Genomic DNA, 21,151 nt, shown 5'->3' on the forward strand with positions numbered 1-21,151 from the left:
GGGCGTTCGGCAGGCCGGGTGTCCTGCGCACGGGCCAGCGCCTGGCCTCGCGCACCCGCCGACTGCAACCGCGCAAGCTCCCGGGTCCGGGCAAGGCCTGGGGCGCGAGCCGGGATCTGCCCGAGGTGCCGCGGGAGTCGTTCCGCGACTGGTGGGCGCGGACGGACGGCGGGAAGGGAGAGGTCGAGTGAACAGCAGGGAACGGGTGCTGGCGCGGGTACGGCGGGCCATCGGCGACGCTTCCGACAGCGCGTCCACCTCGTACGCACAGGACGTGCCGCGCGACTACCACGAGCAGCACGGCGCGCGCACCGCCGCCGAGACGGCCGATCTGCTGGCCGAGAACCTCGCGGAGTACCGCGCGCTCGTCCACCGGGCGCAGGAGGCCGGCCTGCCCGCCCTGATCGCCCGGCTCCTCGCCGAACGCGACGCGGACTCCGTGCTGGCGCCGGCGGGACTACCGAGGGCGTGGCTGTCGGCCGTGGCCGCGCGCCTTGTCCAGGACAGCCCGGACAGCACTCCGCACGAGCTGGACGAGGTGTCGGCGGTCGTGACCGGCTGCGCGCTCGCCATCGCCGAGACCGGCACGCTCGTCCTCGATGGCTCCCCCGACCAGGGGCGCCGGCGGATCACCCTGATCCCCGACCACCACATCTGCGTCGTACGGGTCCCGGAGCAGCTCGTCTCGTCCGTACCGCAGGCGCTCCCCCGACTCGACCCGCGACGCCCGCTGACCTGGATCTCCGGCCCGTCCGCGACCAGCGACATCGAGCTGGACCGGGTGGAGGGCGTGCACGGCCCCCGTACGCTCCAAGTGATCCTCGTGGAGTGAGCCGACCGTCGGCCTCGTGGAGTGAGCCCACCGTTGGCCAGGGTGTGAGCCCACCGTTGGCCAGGGTGTGAGCCCACCGTTGGCCAAGGTGTGAGCCCACCGTGCGGCCCGTCCCGGTGTGCGGCCCGCGACCCCCGCTCGTAGCGTGAGGGCATGATCCGGTTCGAGCGGGTGACCAAGCGGTACGCCGACGGCACCACCGCCGTGGACGATCTCTCCTTCGAGGTGGCCGAGGGCGAACTGGTGACGCTCGTCGGGCCCTCCGGGTGCGGCAAGACCACCACGATGATGATGGTCAACCGGCTGATCGAGCCCACCGAGGGGAAGATCTTCGTCGACGGCGAGGACATCTCCACTGTCGACCCGGTCAAGCTGCGGCGCCGGATCGGATACGTCATCCAGCAGGTCGGTCTGTTCCCGCACCGCACGATCCTCGACAACACCGCGACCGTCCCCGCCCTGGTCGGCTGGAAGCGCTCGAAGGCGAAGGCGCGTGCGGCGGAACTGCTCGACATGGTGGGCCTCGACCCGAAGAAGTACGGCTCCCGCTATCCCGACCAGCTCTCCGGCGGCCAGCGCCAGCGGGTCGGTGTGGCCCGGGCCCTGGCCGCGGACCCGCCGGTGCTCCTGATGGACGAGCCGTTCGGCGCGGTGGACCCGGTGGTGCGTGAGCAGTTGCAGGACCAGTTCCTGCAGATGCAGCGGAATGTGCGCAAGACCGTGGTGATGGTCACGCATGACATCGAGGAGGCCGTGCGGCTCGGCGACCGCATCGCGGTCTACGGACAGGGCCGTATCGAGCAGTTCGACACTCCCGGCGCCGTGCTCGGCAACCCCGCGACACCGTACGTGGCCGAGTTCGTGGGCGCCGACCGAGGTCTCAAGCGCCTGTCGGTCACCGAGATCGAGCCCGATGACCTGGAGGAACCGCCGCTCGCCCGCCTGGACGAATCGGCTTCGTCCGCCGCGTCCCGGCTGCGCGCCGAGGGCGCCCGCTGGGCCGTCTGCCTCGACGAGGCGGGCGAACTCCACGGCTGGGCCGGCGTCGACGAGCTCGCGCTCGCGGGCGAGGCCAAGGTCGGCGATCTCGCACACCGGATGAACTCCTGGGTCCCCGTGGGCGCCCCGCTCAAGACCGCCTTCGGCGTGATGCTCCAGCACGACGCGGGCTGGGTCGCGGTCCTCGACGGCGCCCGTTTCCTCGGCGTCCTCACCCCGGCGAAGCTGCACGAGGCGCTGCGCCGCTCGGTGGACGCGGACGCGCTGGGGGTCGGGCGCGACGAGGTGGAGTTCGACTCGGTGGCGGACGCGTAACCGCAGAGCCTGCCTACGAGTAACCCGAGAGCCGGCCCCAGCCCAGTGGGCCGAGGCCGGCTTGTTCACGCCTGCGGCTGAGCGGCGAAGAAGTCCGCGAGTGCCGGGGCAAGGAGCTCGGGAGCGATGGTGTGCTCCTGCCCGGGGAAGACGCGCAGGGAGAAGTTGTCGGCCAGCGCGGCGAGTTCCTCGGCGCCGGTGAGCATGTGCGGTGCGCCGGCGTCCCCGCTACCGACGAGGACGGGGATGCTCACGGACCGCCAACGGTCGGCGGGCAGCGGACGCCCGGACATGGTGTCGCCCATGATCCGGCCGTCATAGGGCAGCGTGCGGGCCGTCGCCTCCATAACGGCCCAGAACGGAGCCTGCCGCATGCCCGCGACCGCCTCGGCCGGCATCCCCACCGCGGCCGTCATGAAGTAGGCCGCCGCGTCGCCGTACGCACCCTGCCGCACGAGCTCCTCAAGGTGGGCGACATAGTCGTCTGGCAGCGGCGGGCGGCTCGCGTCGGTGATGAAGGGCGGTTCGTACAACGCAAGGCGGGTCACCGCGCTCCCCCGGGCCACGGCCTCCAACGCCAGTACGGCACCGGAGGACATACCGAACACCATGGCCTCGCCGTGCCCGATCAGCGCGTCCAGGTCCTCGACCTCGCGCTGCACGTCATAGGTGTCGGCGTCCCCACTGTCACCGCGCCCCCGGCGGTCGTACGCGGGCATACAGGAGCCCGATCTTGCGCCGCAGAACACGCCACGTGGCGTGTCGCGATGGAGACCTTGCCCGCCCGGCCTTGATCTGTCAACGACACGCCACGTGTCGTCTCCTGTTAGGGTCGGACCGTGACCAAGCCCCCCAACCCGCAGCGGCGCAGCCAGAAGAGCCGTGACGCGATCCTCACCGCGGCCCTCGAGCTGTGCGGAGAGGAGGGGTACGGCCGGATGACGATCGAGGGCATCGCGGCCCGCGCCGGCGTCAGCAAGAAGACGATCTACCGGTGGTGGCCGTCCAAGGGCGCCGTCGTCCTCGAAGCCCTCCACGAGGCAGCCGACACCGTCGCTCCCCATCCCGACACGGGCGACTTCGCCGCCGACATGCGGACCCAGATGGCCACCGTCATCCGCTTCCTCTCTCCGCCCTCGCACGCCCCGCTCACCGGGCTGGTCGCCGACGCCCTGCGCGATCCGGAGCTCGCCGAGCAGGTGCGCGAGCGCCTGGTCCGGCCGCGCATCGAGGCGTTCGGGCAGCGCATGCGCCGCGCTCAGGAGCAAGGTCAACTGCACCCGGACGCGGACCTGAACGTCGCCCTCGACCTCTTCTACGGCCCCCTGTACCACCGGCTCGTCCTCCACCTGGGCCTGCCGGAACCCGCATACCTGGACACCTTGATCGAGCACGTCATCCGTGCGCTGGACCCGGGCCGCGGCGGGAGCTAGGCAGCGTTCGGATCAGTGGTTGCCGCGAGGTGATCAGCAAGCGGTCCACCCATGGTCAAACAAACTGCCTAGGAGTTCGTGTCGGGACCTGTCCATACAGTTGCGTGCCCGGACACACCGCTGTTGCCCTCCTCACGGACGGTGGCGCCCTTGATGTCGAGGAGGACAATGCGCCCGATGTTGGTCCGCAGGCAGGCGCGATCGCCCTTGCTCACGGTGAGTCGGTTTGGTTCGGCGTTGCTCACCTCGATCAAGGCGAGGCAGTCGGCTGGGGAGGGAGTGGGAGCGTCGGCCGCAACCTTGGCCAGATTTCCCGGCCCCGTCGCCTTGAGGTAGACGCCGTCCACGAATCCGACGGCCTTTACATCGCTGAGGCCGCGGGTGGGCGGAATCTCGTCGAAGTCGGTAAAGGTCGACACGAGCGTGACCTGTCCGCTCCAGGTCTTCAGCCACCCCTTGGAGGAACTCTCCGCCTCCCCGGGGGGCTCCGCACTCGCGGACGCGCTTGCGGAGGGCGATGGCGGTGCCCTCCCCGGCTCCGTGGCCGTCACGGTGACGGTGGACGTCCTCGTCGGGGTGGATACGGTGGGCGGTGTCACGGCCGCGGACAGGCCGAGATATCCCAGGAGCAGAGGGATCAGCCCGAATCCACCGGTTATCAATGCGGCGTGTACGGCGCGGTCTCTCTGTCGGTGGGGAGCGCGGGTCGGCGGCGGGGATGCCGGTTCTGGTTCCGGTGGGCGTACGCCCGCCGGCGGGTCATTGGGATCCATGAGTCCCCCCGGAATGGTGCGCCCCATGCTCTCGAAGGCAAAACGCTTGCTACAAGGGCCAGTCGGGCCATGCTTCACACCGTTCGGAATCAGGCCCCGGAGAGAACAGAGGCGATGCCTTGTTCCCGTAGAGGTGCAACGATGGCCGGTTACCCGTCGAAGGCATCGTTGCCGGCGACGGTGCGGCCAGGGAGCGGGTGTTTGCGGTGCGACGATTACGAGAAGCGGTGCTTCTGCTGGGTGTCCTGGGACTGATATGGAGTTGTGGCAAGGCGGGCGATTCCACGGATTCGACACCGCTGGGGACCGCTTCCCCGGCCTCCGTGCCGCCGGACCGGGGGAAGGGCTCGGGTGTTGACGAACTGATCGGTGTGTGGGGTGCGTGCGACATCCCATCCACCGGCCGTTGGACCACGATCGAATTCCTGCCGGACGGCACCGCCATCGCAGATGACGCCGTCATTACCTGGGAACTGCGCGGCGCGAAACTCATCATGCGCAGTGAGATGGCTGCCCGTGCACTGACCTGGCAAAGGACCCGGAACGCACTGGAACTGTCCAGCAGTGAGGGAACCTGCCTCATGCCGAGGATCGAGTGAACAACGGATGTGATCTGTAGGGGTGGCGCCGGGCGGGACGTGGGTATACGGACGACCTCGTCGATTACCCGCAACTTGCCGCCGACGCCCCAGTGTCGGCACACCGGACGAAGCACCGCCAGCCGAGCGGCCCTTGGGGAGCAAACTGCGAGGCATCGCGGACCGGAGCGCCTAGAGCAGCCCCTTCTCCTCCAGATACGTCTCGGCCACGTCCTCCGGAAGCCGCCGCCAGCTGTCCACCTGCTGGTTCATCGAGGCGAGGTCCGCCGTGGTGAGCACGGTGTTGAGCTTGCCGAGTGCCGCCGCGACCTTCTCGCTGCCGGCCCGGGAGCGGTTCACCACGGGCACGATGTAGTCGGCGTTCTGTAGCTTCTTGTCGTCCGCGAGCAGCACCAGACCGAACTCGCCGAGCGTGGCGTCGGTGCTGGTGGTCAGCACCATCTGGTCCTGGCCCGCCTGTACGGCCTTCTTGGCCTGGGTGGTGCCGACCCCCTTGGGGTCGACGGCCGTGATGTCGATCCCGTACGTCTTCTCCAACCCGGGCTGGCAGTAGGGCCGTTTCACGCACTCGTCGCCTGCCGCGAGCCGCACCTTGAGGCCCGAGCGGCCGAGGTCGGACAGCGTCTTGAGGTCGTGCTGCTTCGCGTACGCGGAGGTCACCGCGAAGGCGTTCTGGTCGACGGCCTTGCCGGGGTCGAGCACGGTGAGGCCGCGGGGCGTGGCGAGCTCGCGCAGGGCCGTCATCGTGGCACCGAGGTCGGGGGACCCCACGGGCGGTGCGTCGGCTCCGTTGGCTTTGGCGTTGAGCCAGTCCGCGAAGGTCGCCGCGTACTCGGGGACGACGTCGATCTGGCCGGATTCCAGGGCCGGTTCATACAGTTCGCGGTTGGCCACCGTGAGGAGGGTGGTGCGGTAGCCGGCCTTCGAGAGCAGCTTGGCGTACATCTGAGCGAGCAGGTCGCTCTCCGTGAAGCCGGCCGATCCGATGGTCAGGGACTTGCTGTCGCCGGGCGGTGCGGTGACCTCGCCCTGGTTCTCCAGGGACGGTCCGGTGGTGCAGCCCGCGAGGAGCGCGGTCAGCAGGCAGGTCGTGGCGAGCGGTCGCCTCATGCGGTCCTCCCCCGTGCCCAGCCGGGGGCGAGGCGTTCGGCGAGCTCGAAGAGCCCCTCGACGATCAAGGCGAACGCGGCCACCAGGACGGCGCCCGCGACCACTTGGGCGGTGGAGGCCAGATTGAAGCCCGCGGTGATGATCCGGCCGAGTCCGCCACCGCCCGCGAGCGCCGCGATGGTGGCGGTGGCGACCAGCTGGACGGCGGCGATCCGTACACCGTTGAGGATCATCGGCAGGGCGAGCGGCAGTTCGACCCGCCACAGCATCTGGCGTCCCGTCATGCCCATCCCGCGGGCCGCCTGGACGATGCTGCGGTCGACTTCGCGCATCCCGACGTAGGCGTTGGTGAGCAGCGGCGGTACGGCGAAGAGCACCAGGGCGACGACCGTCGGACCCTGTCCCCACTTGCCGATCGGGGTGAGAAGGAGCAGGACCAGGACGGCGAAGGTGGGCACGGCACGGCCCACGTTCGAGATGTTCACGGCGAGCGCGCCGCCCTTGCCGAGGTGGCCGAGGACCAGCGCGATGGGCAGCGCGATCAGACAGCTGATGACCAGGCAGACCACGGTGAGCACCAGGTGTTCGGTCAGACGGTGCCAGACGCCGTCGCCCCCGGACCAGTTGGCGGGGTCGGTGAGCCAGTTCCAGGCATCGCTCAGCGTGTTCATCCGCGCGCCCCCTTCTGCCAGGGCGTCAGCAGCCGCTGCACGCCGAGGAGCAGGAGATCGGCGCCGATCGCGATGACGACACACAGCACGGACGCGGTGAGGACCTGCGCTTTGAAGTACGTGTTCATCCCGGCGTAGATGAGATTGCCGAGCCCTCCGTAGCCGACGATCGCGCCCACCGTGACCAGCGAGACCGCCGAGACCGTGGCGATCCTGAGGCCCGCCATGGCGGCCGGTACGGCGAGCGGGAGTTCGACGGTCAGCAGCAGCCGGATCGGCCCGTAGCCCATACCGCGCGCGGCCTGCCGGGTCTCCTCGGGCACGGCGCGCAGTCCGGCGAGGATGTTGCGGACCAGCAGGGTCAGCGAGTACAGGACGAGGCCCGCGACGACCAGGGCGGCCGACAGCCCGTACACCGGAAGCAGCAGCGAGAACATGGCGAGCGAGGGGATCGTGTAGAGCACGGTCGTCAGGCCGAGGACCGGCCCGGAAGCCCAGTGCCAGCGGCGCGCGGCGACCGCGAGGGGGACGGCGAGGACCAGGCCGATCAGGACCGAGATCGCGGTGAGTTCCAGGTGCTGGATCACGGCGTCGGTGAGGATCTCGCTGCGGGTGCTCAGGTACTTGCCGCAGATCCACTCGTTGCGCGCGAGGCAGTCGTCGGGCGCCTCGGGGGTTGCTCTCATGCCGTCCTCACCGCCGAGCGGACCGTACCGGCGAAGACCGCGCACCAGGCGGCGACGGCACACCACACGAGCACCTTGCCGGGCGTCCTCAGCCCCGCCGCGTCGGCCGCGGTCGCGAGGGAGAGCGTCGCGACCCCGGTCATGCCCATCGGGAAGACGGTGGCCCAGCGGCGCACGTCGTAACGGAGCCGGGGCCAGGCCACTTCGGCCACGGCCAGCACCGCGTACCAGGCGAAGGCGAGACCGAGCAGGGTCAGCGCCGCGATCCGCAGGACGTCGTGGAACGTTCCCGTGAAGGCGGCCGAGGCGAGCAGCTTCGCGCCGGCCAGGGCCGAGATGGACAGGGCACCGCACGCCACCCACTGGTCGCCCGCGCCGCGACGGACGGTGCGCAGGTCGAACCGGGCCAGCGCGAATCCGTACAGGACCAGGCCCAGGAAGAACGCGGCCAGGGCCGCGCGGGCGAGCCAGGTCTGGTGCAGCAGGGGTGCGAGCGTGGCGCCGAGCACGGCGAGCCCTTGCGTGGCGACGCAGACCAGGAACACCGCGCCCGGCATCGCGTGGTGCCGCACCCGCAGCACCGAGTCGCGCAGGACCGCGGGCAGCAGCGCCAGCCAGACCAGCACGGCGAGCACGAGCAGGACGGTGGCGAGCGCGGTCCAGCCGAGCAGGGCGAGCCGCGTGCCGAGCACGCAGGTCGCGGCCGCTCCGGTGAGGGCGGGCGGGGAGTCCGCCTCGTGGATCCAGCGGGCCCGGTCGTTCAGGAGCCGCCCGGTGAAATCGGCCGCGAGACCGCTCCACATCACGGCGGCGAGGGCGAGCGCGGCGAGGGACAGGTTCTCCCGGCCCATCAGATGCAGCCCCACCGACAGGATGCCGGTGGCCATCACGGCGGAACCCGCGGCAGGTGAGCGCCCGGTCCACCAGCGCACGAAGCCCTGCCGATGCTGAGGCGACACACCGGTGCTCATGACCCCACCATCCCCACCCGCGGGGTCCCGCGCCGGGAATGCTGGACCGATCGGCTGACGCGGCCGGTGTCCGACGACTTCGGGAGCGAGTGTGTGGCACGACCTGGTTGATGTGGGGATCCCGTACGGCGAGAAGGCGGTACGGACGGTCGCGGTGTATCTGATCGTGCTCGTGCTGCTCAGATTCGCCGGGAAACGGGACCTCGCGCAGCTCAACACCTTCGACCTGGTCGTGATGCTGCTGCTGTCGAACGTCGTGCAGAACGCCGTGATCGGCCCGGACAACTCGGTGACCGGGGCAGCACTGGGCGCGGCGGTGCTGCTCGCGGTGAACGGCGTGGTCGTACGGGCGGCCCAGGCCTCGGGCAGGCTCGGGCAGATCCTCGAGGGATCGCCCGTCGATCTGGCGCGGGACGGGCGCTGGCTGCCCCGGACCGTACGGCGCTACGGCCTGAGGATCGCGGACCTCGATGTCGCCGTACGCCGGCAGGGCGGCGACGACGTGGCCGAGGCCAGTGCGGTGAGCCTGGAGCCCGGCGGGACACTCCTGGTGACCTTGAAGGACGGCGATCAGGCGGCGGACAAGAACGACATCGCGGTGCTGCGGGCCGAGATCGCGCAGCTGCGTGAACAGCTCGGGCGCACCCGGGACGCATGAGGTCTCCGGGTGCGCCCGATGCCTGCGGTCAGCGCCCGAGGGCGCGGTCCACGGTCCGGACCAGCTGACCGTCGGCCGTGTCCCCGTCGAGCGACCAGAACATCGCGCCGCCGAGGCCGCGCGCCTTCACATAGCCCGACTTCACGGCGAGCGTGGCCGGGTCGTCGTACGTCCACAGCGTCGTGCCGTCGAACAGCCAGGTGTGGCCCTCGCGCACATTGCGGTGGATCTTGTACGTGCCCGAGTCGGCGAGCGCCTTGAGCTCCTTGTAATCGGCGTACCCGTTGGCCCACTTGGCGGGAGCGGGACCGGTGGCGGGCTGTCCCATTCCGTCACCGCCGCCGCTCACGCCGGTCCAGCCCTGACCGTAGAAGGGCATGCCGACCACCAGCTTGCGGGCCGGGGCGCCGCGTTCCAGCCAGGCGTCCACCGTGCCGTCGACGCTGAAGTCGTTCCGCGAGAAGAGCGCGGACTGCTGGGCCGTGGTCTTCTCGCCGCTGACGTGGAAGTCGTAGCCCTGCAGGGTCACGAAGTCCAGGTCGCGCATGATCTTCTTGACCTCGAAGCCCGCGTCGATCTTCTTCTCGGCGGTGGGCACGAACGCCGAAAGCTCGTAGTGCTTGCGGTTGTTGCGGCCGAGCGCGTCGAGCTGGGTGCGGAACTCGGCGACGAGCGCTGTGAAGTTCTTCTTGTCCTCGGGCCGGAACACGGTGTCCGCGTCACCCTCGGAGCCCGGCCACTCCCAGTCGAGGTCCACGCCGTCGAACACCCCGGCGGCCGCGCCCTCTCCGCCGCGCACACCGTCCTGGGGCAGGTTGCCCTTCAGGTAGAGGTCGACACAGGACTGCACAAATGCCTTGCGGGACTCGGGAGTTCGCACCGCATCGGAGAAGTGCGTGGACCAGGACCAGCCGCCGAGCGAGATCATCACCTTCAGGCCGGGGTGCTTGGCCTTCAGCTCCTTGAGCTGGTTGAAGTTGCCGGCGAGGGCCTGGGTGTCGGTGTCGGCCACCCCGTCGACGGAGTTCTCCGCGTCGAGCGGGCGCTGGTAGTCGGCCCAGGGGTCGGACTCGCCCGGCACGGCGTTCAGGAAGCACTTGCCCTGCGGACTGACGTTGCCGAAGGCGTAGTTGATATGGGTGAGGCGGGCCGCGGCACCACTCTTGTCCAGGTCCTGGACCTGGAAGTCACGGCCGTAGACACCCCACTGGGTGAAGTAGCCGACGCGCTTGAGCGCGGAGCGGCCACGGTCGCCCCCGCGCTCGTCACCGCCCTCCTGGGCCTGGGCGAGCGGAGCGATCAGGGCGACGAGGCAGACGGCCGCGGCCGTCTGGGGCAGAATTCTTCGGCGCATGGGCTCATTCCTGGTCGACGGAAGAGGGCCAACTGGCCTGGTGCAGACGAGAGTCGGCCAGCCGAAGTTATTGGTCTGGACCAGAATGGGTCAAGAGGGCGGGCGGATTCCCGACTCCGCGGGACAGCGCGTACGGCGCGGGGGCACCCGCGACTTACGGCGTGGGGATGCCGGCAGGCCCTCGCCCCGGACGCCCGAACTCGACCGGCACGCCAGGCGAGTAGAGCACGCTGACGGGTGCGCCGCAGGGCCGTGGAAGCCCCGCCGCCTCGATCAAGTCGTCCTCATGACGCCCCGGCGGCCCTGCCCGTCGACCGAGTAGAGGCGCACGTTGGTCTCCGGGAAGCTCCCGAGATACGGGACGCCGGGCAGCCGGAACCAGCCGACGCGGTGCATGCGGAAGGCGACGAGACCGACGTATGTGGCGCCGTCGAGAGTGTCGGGCACCGTGCCGGCCGGCAGCAGTGGGGCCACGTCCGCGGGGTCCACGGCCCAGTGCACGAACGCCAGGTCGAGCCAGGACTGTGTGAGCAGCGCCCGCGCCGGATAGCCCGGCGGGTCCGCGGTGATGGGCTCGGGGCGCACCGGCGTGAACGTCACCCCAGCAGCTTCCCAGACTGCCCCGCCGAGGGGCCGGGCGCCCCGGTCGACCCGTACTTTCGGCCGAGGGCTTTATGTTCCGCGTACGGACAAAAGGCACTTAAGTCGCCCTGACGCGGTCGTCACAGTGGAGAGCAGTGACTGACCTGTGGGCCGGGCCTTCGGTGCAACGACGCATACGAGGCGTGGATCCCGTCGGGCGCGGCCTCTCGTTTCCCATGAGCGCAGGGTGAGGGCGCCCGGACGGTGCCGGCCACCCACCCGGGCGCGACCCCGCTCACCCCGCGTCCCGAGCGATCGAGGAACGCCCCATGGCGACCAGCCAGACCATGGCACCCGCCCCCCGTCCCGGGCACCGGCCCACCGAGAAGACCTTCTTCGGGCACCCCCGCGGACTCGCCACGCTCTTCATGACCGAGATGTGGGAGCGCTTCAGCTTCTACGGCATGCGGGCGCTGCTTCCGCTGTACCTGATCTCCGGCGGCGCCGACGCGGCCAAGGGCATGCAGGGCGGCGGTCTCGGCATGTCCGTGGCGACCGAGGCCTCGATCTTCGCGATCTACTCGGCGATGGTCTATCTGCTGACCCTGCCGGGCGGCTGGTTCGGCGACCGGGTGTGGGGGCCGCGCAAGACGGTCACCATCTCGGCGCTCGCGATCATGGCGGGGCATCTGCTGCTCGCCGTGCCGGGCACGCCCGCCTTCTTCCTCGGCCTCGCGTTCGTCGCGCTCGGCTCCGGCATGCTCAAGGCCAATATCTCCACGATGGTCGGCCACCTCTACGACGGCCCGGACGACCCGCGCCGCGACGGCGGCTTCACCGTCTTCTACATGGGCATCAACCTCGGCGGCATGTTCTCGCCGCTGATCATCGGCACCGTCGGCGAGACCGTCAGCTGGCACCTGGGCTTCGCCCTCGCAGCGGCCGGTATGGGTCTCGGCCTGATCCAGTTCCTGCTCGGCACCCGCCACCTCAGCGAGGTGTCGAACGTGGTGCCCAAGCCGCTGACGGCGGCCGAGCGCAAGAGCGTGATCGTGAAGTCGCTGATCGCCGCCGCGGCGGCCGCGGTGTTCTACGTCTGCGTGGCGTCGTTCACGACGATCACCGACGACTGGATCCTGGTCCCGCTGTCCGTCCTCGGCATCGTGATCCCGGTCCTCGTCCTCGTGCGCATCAAGCGGGACAAGAGCCTGACGCAGCTCGAGCAGTCGAAGATGTCGGGGTTCATCTGGTTCTTCGTGGCCGCGGCGATCTTCTGGGCGATCTACGACCAGGGCTCGTACACGATGGCCACCTTCGCCGGCGAGTCCGCGCAGAACTCGTTCTTCGGCTGGGACTTCCCGGTCTCCTGGTACCAGTCGGTGAACCCGGTCCTGATCATGGCGCTCGCACCCGTGATCGCGAGCGGCTGGCTGTGGCTGAACCGGCGCGGCAAGGAGCCGAGCACCATCGTGAAGTTCTCCTCGGGTCTGGTGCTCGCGGGTGTCTCGTTCTTCGTGTTCCTGATCCCGATGACCACCGCCGCGCACGGCACGAAGGCCGCGGCGCTGTGGCTCGTGGCGATCTACTTCGTGCAGACCGTCGGCGAGCTGTGCCTGTCCCCCGTCGGCCTCTCGCTCACCACCAAGATGTCCCCGGCGAAGTACGCCTCCCAGATGATGGGCGTCTTCTTCCTCGCGGTGACCGCGGGCGACTCGCTGATGTCCCTGCTCAGCACCGGCGGCATGAACCTGGACAGCCGGGGCGTCGTCGGCATCGAGGCGGCCGTGGCCGTGATCGCCGGTATCGGGATCTGGGTCTACCGCGGGCGGGTGCAGCGCCTGATGGGCAGCATCAACTGACCTCAGCTGTACGCGAAAGGGCCGCCGCACCCGCGAGGTGCGGCGGCCCTTGACGCATCAAAGCCTCAGACAGCAGGCGCCGGGTACGTCGGGTACTCGACGCCCGAGACGTGCTGGACGACCCGGATCACCTGGCACGAGTAGCCGAACTCGTTGTCGTACCAGAGGTAGAGGATCGCGTTGTCGCCCTCGACCTTGGTCGCTCCGGCGTCCACGATCGAGGCGTGCCGCGAACCGATGAAGTCGCTGGAGACCGCGTCGGGCGTGGAGATGAAGTCGATCTGGCGGCGCAGCGGCGAGGTCAGCGAGACCTCGCGCAGGTGGTCGAGGACCTCCTCGCGGGTGGTGCCACGGGCCAGCTGCAGGTTCAGGATCGCGATCGACACATCCGGCACGGGCACACGGATCGAGCTGCCCGTGATGTGCGCCTTGAGGTCCGGGAGCGCCTTGGAGACGGCCGAGGCGGCACCGGTCTCGGTGATCACCATGTTGAGCGGCGCGGAGCGGCCGCGGCGGTCGGCCTTGTGGTAGTTGTCCAGAAGGTTCTGGTCGTTCGTGAACGAGTGCACCGTCTCGACGTGGCCGCGCAGCACCCCGTACTCGTCGTCCATGGCCTTGAGGGGCGGGACGATGGCGTTGGTGGTGCAGGAGGCGCAGGAGATGATCTGCTCGTCCGGCTTGAGGCTGTCGTGGTTGACGCCGTGCACGATGTTCGGGACGTCGCCCTTGCCCGGAGCGGTGAGGACGACCTTGTCGACGCCGGGGCGCAGGTGCTGCGAGAGGCCCTCGCGGTCGCGCCACTTGCCGGTGTTGTCGATGAGGATGGCGTCCTTGATGCCGTACGCCGTGTAGTCGACCTCGGAGGGGTCGTTGGCGTAGATCACCTTGATCTCGTTGCCGTTGGCGACGATCGTGCTGTTCGCCTCGTCGACGGTGATCGTGCCCTGGAACTGGCCGTGGATCGAGTCGCGGCGAAGGAGCGAGGCGCGCTTGACGAGATCCCCGCCGGACTGATCGCCACCGCCGCGGACCACGATCGCGCGCAGGCGCAGACCGTTGCCGGAGCCGGCCTTCTCGATCAGGAGACGGGCGACGAGGCGGCCGATGCGGCCGAAGCCGTAGAGCACGACATCGCGGCCCTCACGGCACTCGATCTTGTTGGCGCCGGTCGCGCCGGCCACCGCCTGGGCGGTGAACTGCTCGATGCTCAGTCCACGGTCGTCGGCCCGGTACTCCTCGGCGAGCCGGCCGATGTCGATCTGCGAGGGACCGAGGTCCAGCGTGGTCAGGGCCTCGAGGAACGGAAGCGTCTCGGTGACCGAGAGCTCCTCGCCGGCTATCTGACGTACGAAGCGGTGAGTCTTCAGGAGCGAGACCACCGACTTGTTCACCAGGGAGCGGCTGTGCAGCAGAACGGTCACGTCCCGCTCGCGGTGCAGCTTCCCGATGAGCGGGATCATCGACTCCGCGATCTCCTCGCGGTGCTTCCAGTTGGTGAACGAGTCGTCGTTGACAGTCACAGGAATTTATCTTTCGAGCTAGGCGGCGCTCACATGCTAACTCCCTGCTGTTCAGGAGCTTGAGGGGGTGGGCCATCTCACTCCTCGGACAGGTCCGGTGCGGTGCTTTCTGCGGCTTCCGTGACGTTTCGGCACAAGGCCCGGGGTACTCCGAAAGGCATGAACGCGCTACGACGTCTGAAGTCCGACGCCACCCTGCCCCTGCTCGCCGACGGCTACCGCTGGCTGCCCGCCCAGTGGGAGCGCACGACAGCGCCAGTGGTGCGCACCCGGCTGCTCGGCCGCCCCGCCGTCGCGCTGCGCGGCCCTGACGCGGTGCGTTTCTTCTACGAGGAGCCGCGCATCGCCCGCAGCGACGCGCTGCCCGAGCCGGTGCTCTCCACCCTGTTCGGGCACGGCGCCGTGCACACCCTTGACGGACGCGCCCATCAGGTCCGCAAGACGCTGTTCGTGGACCTGCTCAAGGACCCGGGCCGCATCGACGCCCTGGCGGAATCGGCGGGCGCGATCTGGGACGAGACGGCCGGGTGGTGGGCGGACGGCCGGCGCGTGGTGCTGTTCGACGAAGTGAGCCGGATCCTGACGCGCGCCGTGTGCGGTTGGGCGGGGCTGCCGCTGGACGCCGCCCGGGTCGAGCCCGTGGCGCGCGACCTGGTGGCCATGGTCGACGGATTCGCGGCCGTCGGGCCGCGGCACGTGCGCGCCCGGCGGGCCCGCAACCGCGCCGAGAAGGGTCTGATGCGGCTGATCGCGCAGATCCGCACCGGTGAGCGCAAGGTGCCGGACGGCTCGGTGGTCGATCTCGTGGTCCACCACCGGGACGCCGACGACAAGCTGATCGACGCGCACACGGCGGCGGTGGAACTGCTCAACGTCATCCGGCCGACGGTCGCGGTGTGCTGGTACGTCGCCTTCGCCGCGCACGCGCTGCACCAGGATCCGGACCAGCGGCAGAAGATGCTCGACGAGGACGGCTACGCACGGGCCTTCACGCACGAGGTACGGCGCTACTACCCGTTCGCGCCGTTCGTGGCCGGGGTGGCGAACGAGGAGCTGTTCCACCAGGGCGAGCCCATCGAGGAGGGCTCGCTCGTGCTGCTCGACCTGTACGGCCAGAACCACGACGAAGAGCTGTGGCCACAGCCGTACGACTTCGACCCGGGACGCTTCGTCAACCGACCCCCGCAGCGCGATGTCCTCGTGCCGCAGGGCGGCGGGGAGGCGGCGAGCGGCCACCGCTGTCCGGGCGAGGACATCACGGTCCGGCTCCTGGAGGTGCTGACGCTGCGCCTGGCGCGGCTGGCGTACGCGGTCCCCACGCAGGATCTGCGGATCGACCTGGGGCGCATGCCCACCCGCCCCCGGAGCGGGTTCGTCCTGACCCGCTCGTCGGATTCCCCGTCCGCCTCAACTGCGGCGCCTTCTCAGGAAGGTTGAGGGAGCGCGCGCCGCTTCACGCAGGTCCCTGGCGTTCGACGGTGGCGCCCTCATCCGTGGCCGTGCGGGCCACGTCCTCGCCGCGCCCGACAGCGGCGAGCTTCTCGGGATTGGTGACGATGTACACATCGGACACCCCCTCACCCCCGGCGGCCAGATCCATCACCATCACCGCGAACGGGGCCCCGTCCGCGTACACCACCGCGGCCGCATCACCGTTGACGCTGCGATAGCGGACGTCGAGGTCGGCCGGCGGGCGCGAGGCGAAACCGGCCAGGGTGCGGGCGACGTTGTCGCGGCCCCGGACCGGGCGCGGCACCGAACGCGCCTTGCCACCACCGTCGGTCCACAGCGTCACGTCCGGCGCCAGGATCTCGAGCAGCGTCGCGAGGTCGCCGCCCAGCGCCGCGGCGACGAACCGCTCGGTCGCCTGACGGCGGACCCGCGGGTGGGTCTCGAAGCGGGGGCGCCGGGAGCGGACGTGGGAGCGGGCGCGGTGGGCGAGTTGGCGTACCGCCGCAGCGCTGCGGTCGATGATCTCCGCGATCTCCGTGTGCGGGTAGCCGAACACCTCGTTCAGGACGAACACCGCACGCTCCAGCGGACTGAGCGTCTCGAGCACCACGAGGAGCGCCATCGAGACCGCCTCGCCGCGCAGCGCCTGCTCCCCCGCATCGGCGTTCTCCACCGGGGAGTCCGTGCCGACCAGTGGTTCCGGCAGCCAGGTTCCGGCGTATGTCTCACGGCGGCGGTCCACGACGGCCCGCCGGGCGAGCGCGTGGTTGACCGCGATCCGCACCAGGTAGGCACGCGGCTTCTCGACCGGCGCCTGCGGTGTGCCGCGGCCCCGGCCCGCCCAAGACAGCCAGGTCTCCTGGAGCACGTCCTCGGTGTCGGCGACGCTGCCGAGGATGTTGTAGACGACGGAGAACAGCAGCTCGCGATGGTCGACGAAGACCTGCGTCGCCGCGTCGGTCCCCGCCGTCCCGCTGTGCGGTCCTGGGCTGTCGGTCATGTCCGTCTCCCCTCGCCCGCGCGTGCGCCCTTGCCCCGACGAGGCCCCGCGCCTCCGGAACGTGACATGAATTCCGGAAGTGTGGGTCACCTCTCATCCGGCCCGCAAGAGGTCACACTCGCCGCCGCCACGGTCCTCCTGGGTATCAAAACCATCTGGACGACGGGGAGTTGGCGCCACGGCCCGCGCCCCGTCCGTCCGTACCGAAGGGGAACCCCTCATGAAACTCGTCGTGTTCGGAGCCAACGGCCCCACCGGACGCCGGACCACCGCACAGGCCCTCGCCGACGGCCACGAGGTCACCGCCGTCACCCGCCGGCCCGACGACTTCCCGCTCGACGACCCCCGGCTGCGGATCGTCGGCGCGGACGTGCGGGACCCGCTGGCGGTCGAGGCCGTCGTGGCCGGACAGCACGCGGTGATCTCCTCGCTCGGGGTGCCCTACGGGCGCTCCCGCGTCTCCCTCTACTCCGAGGGCAGCACCCACATCACCCAGGCGATGGCCAAGCACGGCGTCCGCCGCCTCGTCTGCGTGACGTCCACCGTGCTGTTCGACACGGAGGCACCCGGCGAAGGCTTCCTCTTCCGCAAGGTCGTCGAGCCGCTCATCGCCCGGACGATGGGCCGCACCGTCTACGACGACATGCGGCGCATGGAGGCGGTCATCCGCGACAGCGGCCTCGACTGGACGGTGGTCCGCCCCGGCGGCCTCTTCGACGCGGACGCCGTCACCGACTACCAGGTCGCCGCCACCCGTCTCCCCGGCCGGTTCACCTCCCGCTCCGACCTCGCACACTCCTTGGTACGCCGGGCAGTTGACGGCCTGGATGTGCACACGTTCATCGACGTACGCACCACGGATGGAGCCCCGACCTTCCTCGAACTCCTCAGGAAGGAGGCGTTCGGCGGCAAGAAGGCGAGCTGACCGCGCAGGGGGCGGGAGTTACCGGCACCCGCCCCCACCAGCAAAATCGCTTTCCCCGAGCGCCTCGCCAGGAGAGGATCGAACTCCACGAACCAGGAGGAACACGATGAGCGGGGCGCCCCTGACCCTGAACGAGCTGCTGCCGAAGGACGAGCTCGCGGCTGCCCTCGAGGCCGGCCACGTCACCCGCAAGTCGCACCCCTCCCTGCCGCTGTCCATCTACACCTATTCGCGTACGGCTCAGTACGAACGGGCCTGGACGACGGTGACCACGCGCTGCCGCGGTCTCGTCGCCGACGACGCCACGGGCGAGATCGTCGCGCTGCCGCTCGCCAAGTTCTTCAATGTCGGTGAGCACGAGACCGGTCAGCCGTACGCGCCCGCCCTGCCGGACGAGCCGTTCGAGGTGTACGACAAGGTCGACGGCAGCCTCGCGGTGGTCTTCCACTACGCGGACCGCTGGCACGTGGCGTCCAAGGGTTCGTTCATCAGCGACCAGGCGACCTGGGCGCAGCGCCGCCTGGACGGCAAGGACCACACGGCCCTGGTGCCCGGTGTCACGTACCTCGCGGAGATCCTGTACCCGCAGAACCGCATCGTCGTGGACTACGGAGACCGCCGGGACCTGGTGCTGCTCGCGGCATTCGGCGTCGACGGCACCGAACTCCCGCTCGCGGAGGCGGCGGCGCACTGGGACGGCATCGGTTCGGTGGTCCGTGTCTGGCCCGCGATGCCGCTCGCCGAGCTCATCGCCCTGACGGACTCGAACACCCTGCCCGGTGGCAGGACCGCCACGGGCACCGACGCCGAGGGCTTCGTGCTGCGCTTCGCGTCCGGCGTACGGGCCAAGGCCAAGCTCGCCGAGTACGTACGCCTGCACAAGGTCATCACCGGCGTCACCGAGCGGGACATCTGGCGCAGCCACGGCATCCAGCGCTTCACCCACCTGCCCGCCAAGCAGGTCGCGCAGGCACTCGGCTGCACGGCAGCGGAGATCGAGGCGGACAGCCGCCCGCTGGACGCCCTGCTCGAGCAGGTGCCGGATGAATTCGACGCCTGGGTACGGGAGTTGATCGCCGGATTCGAGGAGCGCGTCGCCGACCGCGAGCGGGCGATCGGCGAGGCGTACGAGACTCTCGCCCACCTCGGCGCCGACCGGGGCGCGTTCGCGCGCGCCGTACAGGCACTGCCCGAGGTGGGTCTGCGCTCCGCGATGTTCCTGCGCCTCGACGGGCGCACCACCGAACTCGTCACCTACCGTTCCGTACGGCCACAAGCGGCCGACCCCTTCAAGACCGATGAGGAGAACTGACCCGTGTCCGAGGCAACCAAGCCCGTAGTGCACGTCATGACCGGGCTGCCCGCTTCGGGCAAAACAACCGCTGCCCGTGAGCTGCAGGAGAAGGCGAACGGCCGGATGCGCCGCGTCAATCTGGACGACCTGCGGGTCATGCTGGACGTCCCTTCTCCCGAGCAGCGACGTTCGTACGCCCATGAGCAGACCGTCCTGGAGATCCAGGACGCCGCCGTGCGCGCGGCGGTCGAGGGTGGGTTCGACGTGGTCGTCGACAACACGCATCTGACGCCGCACATCCCCAAGCGGCTCAAGGCGGCGGTCGCGGGACAGGGCACCTTCGTCGTGCACGACTTCACGGACGTACCCGTCGAGGAGTGCATCCGCCGCGACGCGGGCCGCCCGCGCGAGGTCGGCGAGGAGATCATCCGCATCCTCGCGGACAAGCACCTCAAGGCGACCAAGGGCGGCTGGCGGCTCACGGCCGAGTGGCTGAACGACGAGCCAGAGGTCAGGCCGTACGTGCCCGACCCGGCGCTGCCGTCGGCTGTGATGTGCGATATCGACGGCACCCTCGCGCTGCGCGGGGAGCGCGGGCCGTACGACTTCACGCGCTGCGACGAGGACACGCTCAACGCGTCGGTCCGACACGCGCTGCGCGCCTTCCGGGCCGGGGACGGCGACGTGATCGTGCTGCTCTCCGGCCGTGGCGAGGAGCACCGGGCCATCACCGAGGCCTGGCTCGCCCGCCACGAAGTGCCGTACGACGAACTGTGGATGCGCGCGCACGGGGACCATCGCCGCGACGACCTCGTGAAGGCGGAGCTGTTCGACGCACATGTGCGGGACCGGTTCGCGGTGCGGGTTTCGCTGGACGACCGCGATCGCGTGGTGGCGGTCTGGCGTCGGATGGGGCTGCCCACCTGGCAGGTCAACTACGGCGATTTCTAAAGGCGTCGACGGGTCGGGCAACCTCGGGCAACCGGTGTCCGACCCGTCCCTGCGTGCCAGAATTGTGCGGTGGACCGGGGGATGCTCGAACGCGACCACGAGCTGGGCCGGCTGGCCACCGCCGCGCGGGAGGCGGCCGACGGGGCCGGTTCGGTCGCGCTTGTCCACGGTGAAGCCGGAATCGGCAAGTCCAGCCTGGTCAAGGCCATGTCCGCGGTGCTGCCCGAGCATGCGCGGATACTGATCGGCGCCTGCGACGACCTGGCCACGGGACGGCCGCTCGGCCCCTTCCGTGATCTCGTCGGCGGGGCGGACGGTGTCGGCGAGGAGCTGGCGAAGGCGCTGCAGGGAGCCGGAGACCGCCATCGGGTGTACGACGCCCTGCGCTCGGAGCTGACCTCGGCTCCGCTTCCGGTGGTACTGGTCGTCGAGGACGTGCACTGGGCCGACGAGGCCTCCCTCGACGCTCTGCGGTTCCTCGTACGGCGGATGGAGCGGCTGCCCGCCCTTCTGGTCCTCACCTACCGGGACGACGAGTTGGGCCGTGAGCACCCGTTGCGCCAGCTGCTCGGGCAGGTGTCGCGCACCGACCGTGTGCACCGGCTCGCGCTGCCGCGGCTCTCGCGGGGCGCGGTCGGCCGGATGAGCAGGGCCGAAGGTCTCGATCCGGCGCAGGTGTACGCGGTCACCTCGGGCAACCCGTTCTTCGTCGCCGAGGTGCTCGCGGCGGGTAACGCCGGCGGGGTGCCGCCCACCGTGGTGGACGCAGTGCTCGCCCGGCTCCGCGGGCTCGACGCCGGGGCGCGGGACGCCCTGGAGCAGTTGGCCGTGCTCCCGTCGGCGGTGGAGCACCGGCTCGCGGACGCGCTGCTGCCGGATGCGCTGACCGTGCTCGCCACCGGCGAGCAGCACGGTCTGCTGTCGGTGACACCCGAACGCGTCGTGTTCCGGCATGAGTTGATCCGCCGGGCGATCGCCGACTCGCTGCCCGCCGCGCGCCGGATCACCCTCAACCGCGAGGTGCTGCGCGCGCTCGTGGCGAGCCCCGGCGCCGACCCGTCCCGGATCGTGCACCATGCCGCGCAGGCCGGCGACGAGGAGGCCATCGCACGGTTCGGGCCGGTCGCGGCCGCCGACGCCTCGCGCACCGGCGGCCGCCTCACGGTG

General features: G+C 70.3%; 21 protein-coding genes and 1 pseudogene. 12 read left to right on the forward strand and 10 right to left on the reverse strand.

What is annotated here, in order from left to right:
- The 3 genes from ABT367_RS33430 to ABT367_RS33440 all read left to right on the forward strand — a co-directional run.
- A partial coding sequence (locus ABT367_RS33430; RefSeq protein ID WP_352257030.1) for a lactate utilisation protein LutB domain-containing protein occupies nt 1–191 on the forward strand: 191 nt, incomplete at its 5' end.
- Entirely contained in the window at nt 188–832 is a 645-nt protein-coding gene (locus tag ABT367_RS33435) for a LutC/YkgG family protein (RefSeq protein WP_352257031.1), read from the forward strand. The genes ABT367_RS33430 and ABT367_RS33435, both read left to right, overlap by 4 nt.
- Before the next feature lie 153 nt (nt 833–985).
- The gene (locus ABT367_RS33440; RefSeq protein WP_352257032.1) at nt 986–2,146 is read left to right on the forward strand and encodes an ABC transporter ATP-binding protein; all 1,161 of its coding nucleotides are present in this window, start codon (nt 986–988) and stop codon (nt 2,144–2,146) included.
- Between the two features lie 65 nt (nt 2,147–2,211).
- Here the strand turns inward: ABT367_RS33440 and ABT367_RS33445 are convergent, their stop codons facing one another.
- Nucleotides 2,212–2,865 (reverse strand): alpha/beta fold hydrolase, encoded by a 654-nt coding sequence (locus tag ABT367_RS33445; protein WP_352257033.1) that lies wholly within the window; start codon nt 2,863–2,865, stop codon nt 2,212–2,214.
- 120 nt (nt 2,866–2,985) lie between these two features.
- Between ABT367_RS33445 and ABT367_RS33450 the strand changes: the two genes are divergently transcribed.
- Nucleotides 2,986–3,579, forward strand: coding sequence for a TetR/AcrR family transcriptional regulator (locus ABT367_RS33450; RefSeq protein ID WP_352257034.1), 594 nt, complete (start codon nt 2,986–2,988; stop codon nt 3,577–3,579).
- A gap of 68 nt (nt 3,580–3,647) precedes the next feature.
- Here the strand turns inward: ABT367_RS33450 and ABT367_RS33455 are convergent, their stop codons facing one another.
- Nucleotides 3,648–3,998, reverse strand: coding sequence for a hypothetical protein (locus ABT367_RS33455; protein ID WP_352257035.1), 351 nt, complete (start codon nt 3,996–3,998; stop codon nt 3,648–3,650).
- A 581-nt stretch (nt 3,999–4,579) separates the two neighbouring features.
- Between ABT367_RS33455 and ABT367_RS33460 the strand changes: the two genes are divergently transcribed.
- Entirely contained in the window at nt 4,580–4,951 is a 372-nt protein-coding gene (locus tag ABT367_RS33460) for a hypothetical protein (RefSeq protein ID WP_352257036.1), read from the forward strand.
- 171 nt (nt 4,952–5,122) lie between these two features.
- Here ABT367_RS33460 and ABT367_RS33465 read toward each other — a convergent pair whose 3' ends face one another.
- From ABT367_RS33465 to ABT367_RS33480, 4 genes are read right to left on the reverse strand one after another with little or no spacing between them, the layout of a single operon-like run.
- The gene (locus tag ABT367_RS33465) at nt 5,123–6,061 is read right to left on the reverse strand and encodes an ABC transporter substrate-binding protein (RefSeq protein WP_352257037.1); all 939 of its coding nucleotides are present in this window, start codon (nt 6,059–6,061) and stop codon (nt 5,123–5,125) included.
- Nucleotides 6,058–6,732: an ABC transporter permease gene (locus tag ABT367_RS33470; protein ID WP_352257038.1), complete on the reverse strand. Its 675-nt coding sequence runs from the start codon at nt 6,730–6,732 to the stop codon at nt 6,058–6,060. Before ABT367_RS33470 ends, ABT367_RS33465 begins: the two co-directional genes overlap by 4 nt.
- Entirely contained in the window at nt 6,729–7,418 is a 690-nt protein-coding gene (locus ABT367_RS33475) for an ABC transporter permease (RefSeq protein ID WP_352257039.1), read from the reverse strand. Before ABT367_RS33475 ends, ABT367_RS33470 begins: the two co-directional genes overlap by 4 nt.
- Nucleotides 7,415–8,389 carry a tellurite resistance/C4-dicarboxylate transporter family protein gene (locus ABT367_RS33480; RefSeq protein ID WP_352257040.1) on the reverse strand — a complete coding sequence of 325 codons (975 nt, stop codon included), beginning with the start codon at nt 8,387–8,389 and terminating at the stop codon, nt 7,415–7,417. Before ABT367_RS33480 ends, ABT367_RS33475 begins: the two co-directional genes overlap by 4 nt.
- Before the next feature lie 91 nt (nt 8,390–8,480).
- Here ABT367_RS33480 and ABT367_RS33485 point away from each other — a divergent pair, with 91 nt between their 5' ends.
- Nucleotides 8,481–9,047, forward strand: coding sequence for a DUF421 domain-containing protein (locus tag ABT367_RS33485; protein ID WP_352257041.1), 567 nt, complete (start codon nt 8,481–8,483; stop codon nt 9,045–9,047).
- A 28-nt stretch (nt 9,048–9,075) separates the two neighbouring features.
- Here the strand turns inward: ABT367_RS33485 and ABT367_RS33490 are convergent, their stop codons facing one another.
- Both ABT367_RS33490 and ABT367_RS33495 read right to left on the reverse strand, forming a co-directional pair.
- A complete protein-coding gene (locus tag ABT367_RS33490; RefSeq protein WP_352257042.1) occupies nt 9,076–10,401 on the reverse strand; it encodes a glycoside hydrolase family 18 protein in 1,326 nt (441 codons plus the stop codon).
- Between the two features lie 154 nt (nt 10,402–10,555).
- Nucleotides 10,556–11,001: pseudogene (locus ABT367_RS33495) on the reverse strand (DUF2071 domain-containing protein).
- Nucleotides 11,002–11,312: 311 nt separating this feature from the next.
- Between ABT367_RS33495 and ABT367_RS33500 the strand changes: the two are divergent.
- Nucleotides 11,313–12,842 (forward strand): peptide MFS transporter, encoded by a 1,530-nt coding sequence (locus tag ABT367_RS33500; protein WP_352257043.1) that lies wholly within the window; start codon nt 11,313–11,315, stop codon nt 12,840–12,842.
- A gap of 65 nt (nt 12,843–12,907) precedes the next feature.
- On the opposite strand, the gene ABT367_RS33505 is transcribed toward ABT367_RS33500, so the two are convergent.
- The gene (locus ABT367_RS33505) at nt 12,908–14,362 is read right to left on the reverse strand and encodes a glyceraldehyde-3-phosphate dehydrogenase (RefSeq protein WP_352257044.1); all 1,455 of its coding nucleotides are present in this window, start codon (nt 14,360–14,362) and stop codon (nt 12,908–12,910) included.
- Between the two features lie 159 nt (nt 14,363–14,521).
- Between ABT367_RS33505 and ABT367_RS33510 the strand changes: the two genes are divergently transcribed.
- Nucleotides 14,522–15,799, forward strand: coding sequence for a cytochrome P450 (locus ABT367_RS33510; RefSeq protein ID WP_352257045.1), 1,278 nt, complete (start codon nt 14,522–14,524; stop codon nt 15,797–15,799).
- Nucleotides 15,800–15,815: 16 nt separating this feature from the next.
- Here ABT367_RS33510 and sigJ read toward each other — a convergent pair whose 3' ends face one another.
- The gene (gene sigJ / locus ABT367_RS33515) at nt 15,816–16,814 is read right to left on the reverse strand and encodes an RNA polymerase sigma factor SigJ (protein WP_352257046.1); all 999 of its coding nucleotides are present in this window, start codon (nt 16,812–16,814) and stop codon (nt 15,816–15,818) included.
- Between the two features lie 220 nt (nt 16,815–17,034).
- Here sigJ and ABT367_RS33520 point away from each other — a divergent pair, with 220 nt between their 5' ends.
- The 4 genes from ABT367_RS33520 to ABT367_RS33535 form a co-directional block, all read left to right on the forward strand.
- Nucleotides 17,035–17,739 carry an NAD(P)-dependent oxidoreductase gene (locus tag ABT367_RS33520; protein ID WP_352257047.1) on the forward strand — a complete coding sequence of 235 codons (705 nt, stop codon included), beginning with the start codon at nt 17,035–17,037 and terminating at the stop codon, nt 17,737–17,739.
- Nucleotides 17,740–17,845: 106 nt separating this feature from the next.
- Nucleotides 17,846–19,051: an RNA ligase gene (locus tag ABT367_RS33525; RefSeq protein ID WP_352257048.1), complete on the forward strand. Its 1,206-nt coding sequence runs from the start codon at nt 17,846–17,848 to the stop codon at nt 19,049–19,051.
- A gap of 3 nt (nt 19,052–19,054) precedes the next feature.
- Nucleotides 19,055–19,984: an AAA family ATPase gene (locus tag ABT367_RS33530; RefSeq protein WP_352257049.1), complete on the forward strand. Its 930-nt coding sequence runs from the start codon at nt 19,055–19,057 to the stop codon at nt 19,982–19,984.
- Nucleotides 19,985–20,053: 69 nt separating this feature from the next.
- Nucleotides 20,054–21,151: ATP-binding protein (locus ABT367_RS33535; protein WP_352257050.1), on the forward strand; the 1,098-nt coding region annotated here is incomplete at its 3' end.

This window comes from Streptomyces mesophilus, assembly GCF_040300965.1.
GTDB classification, from domain to species: Bacteria; Actinomycetota; Actinomycetes; order Streptomycetales; family Streptomycetaceae; genus Streptomyces; species Streptomyces mesophilus_A.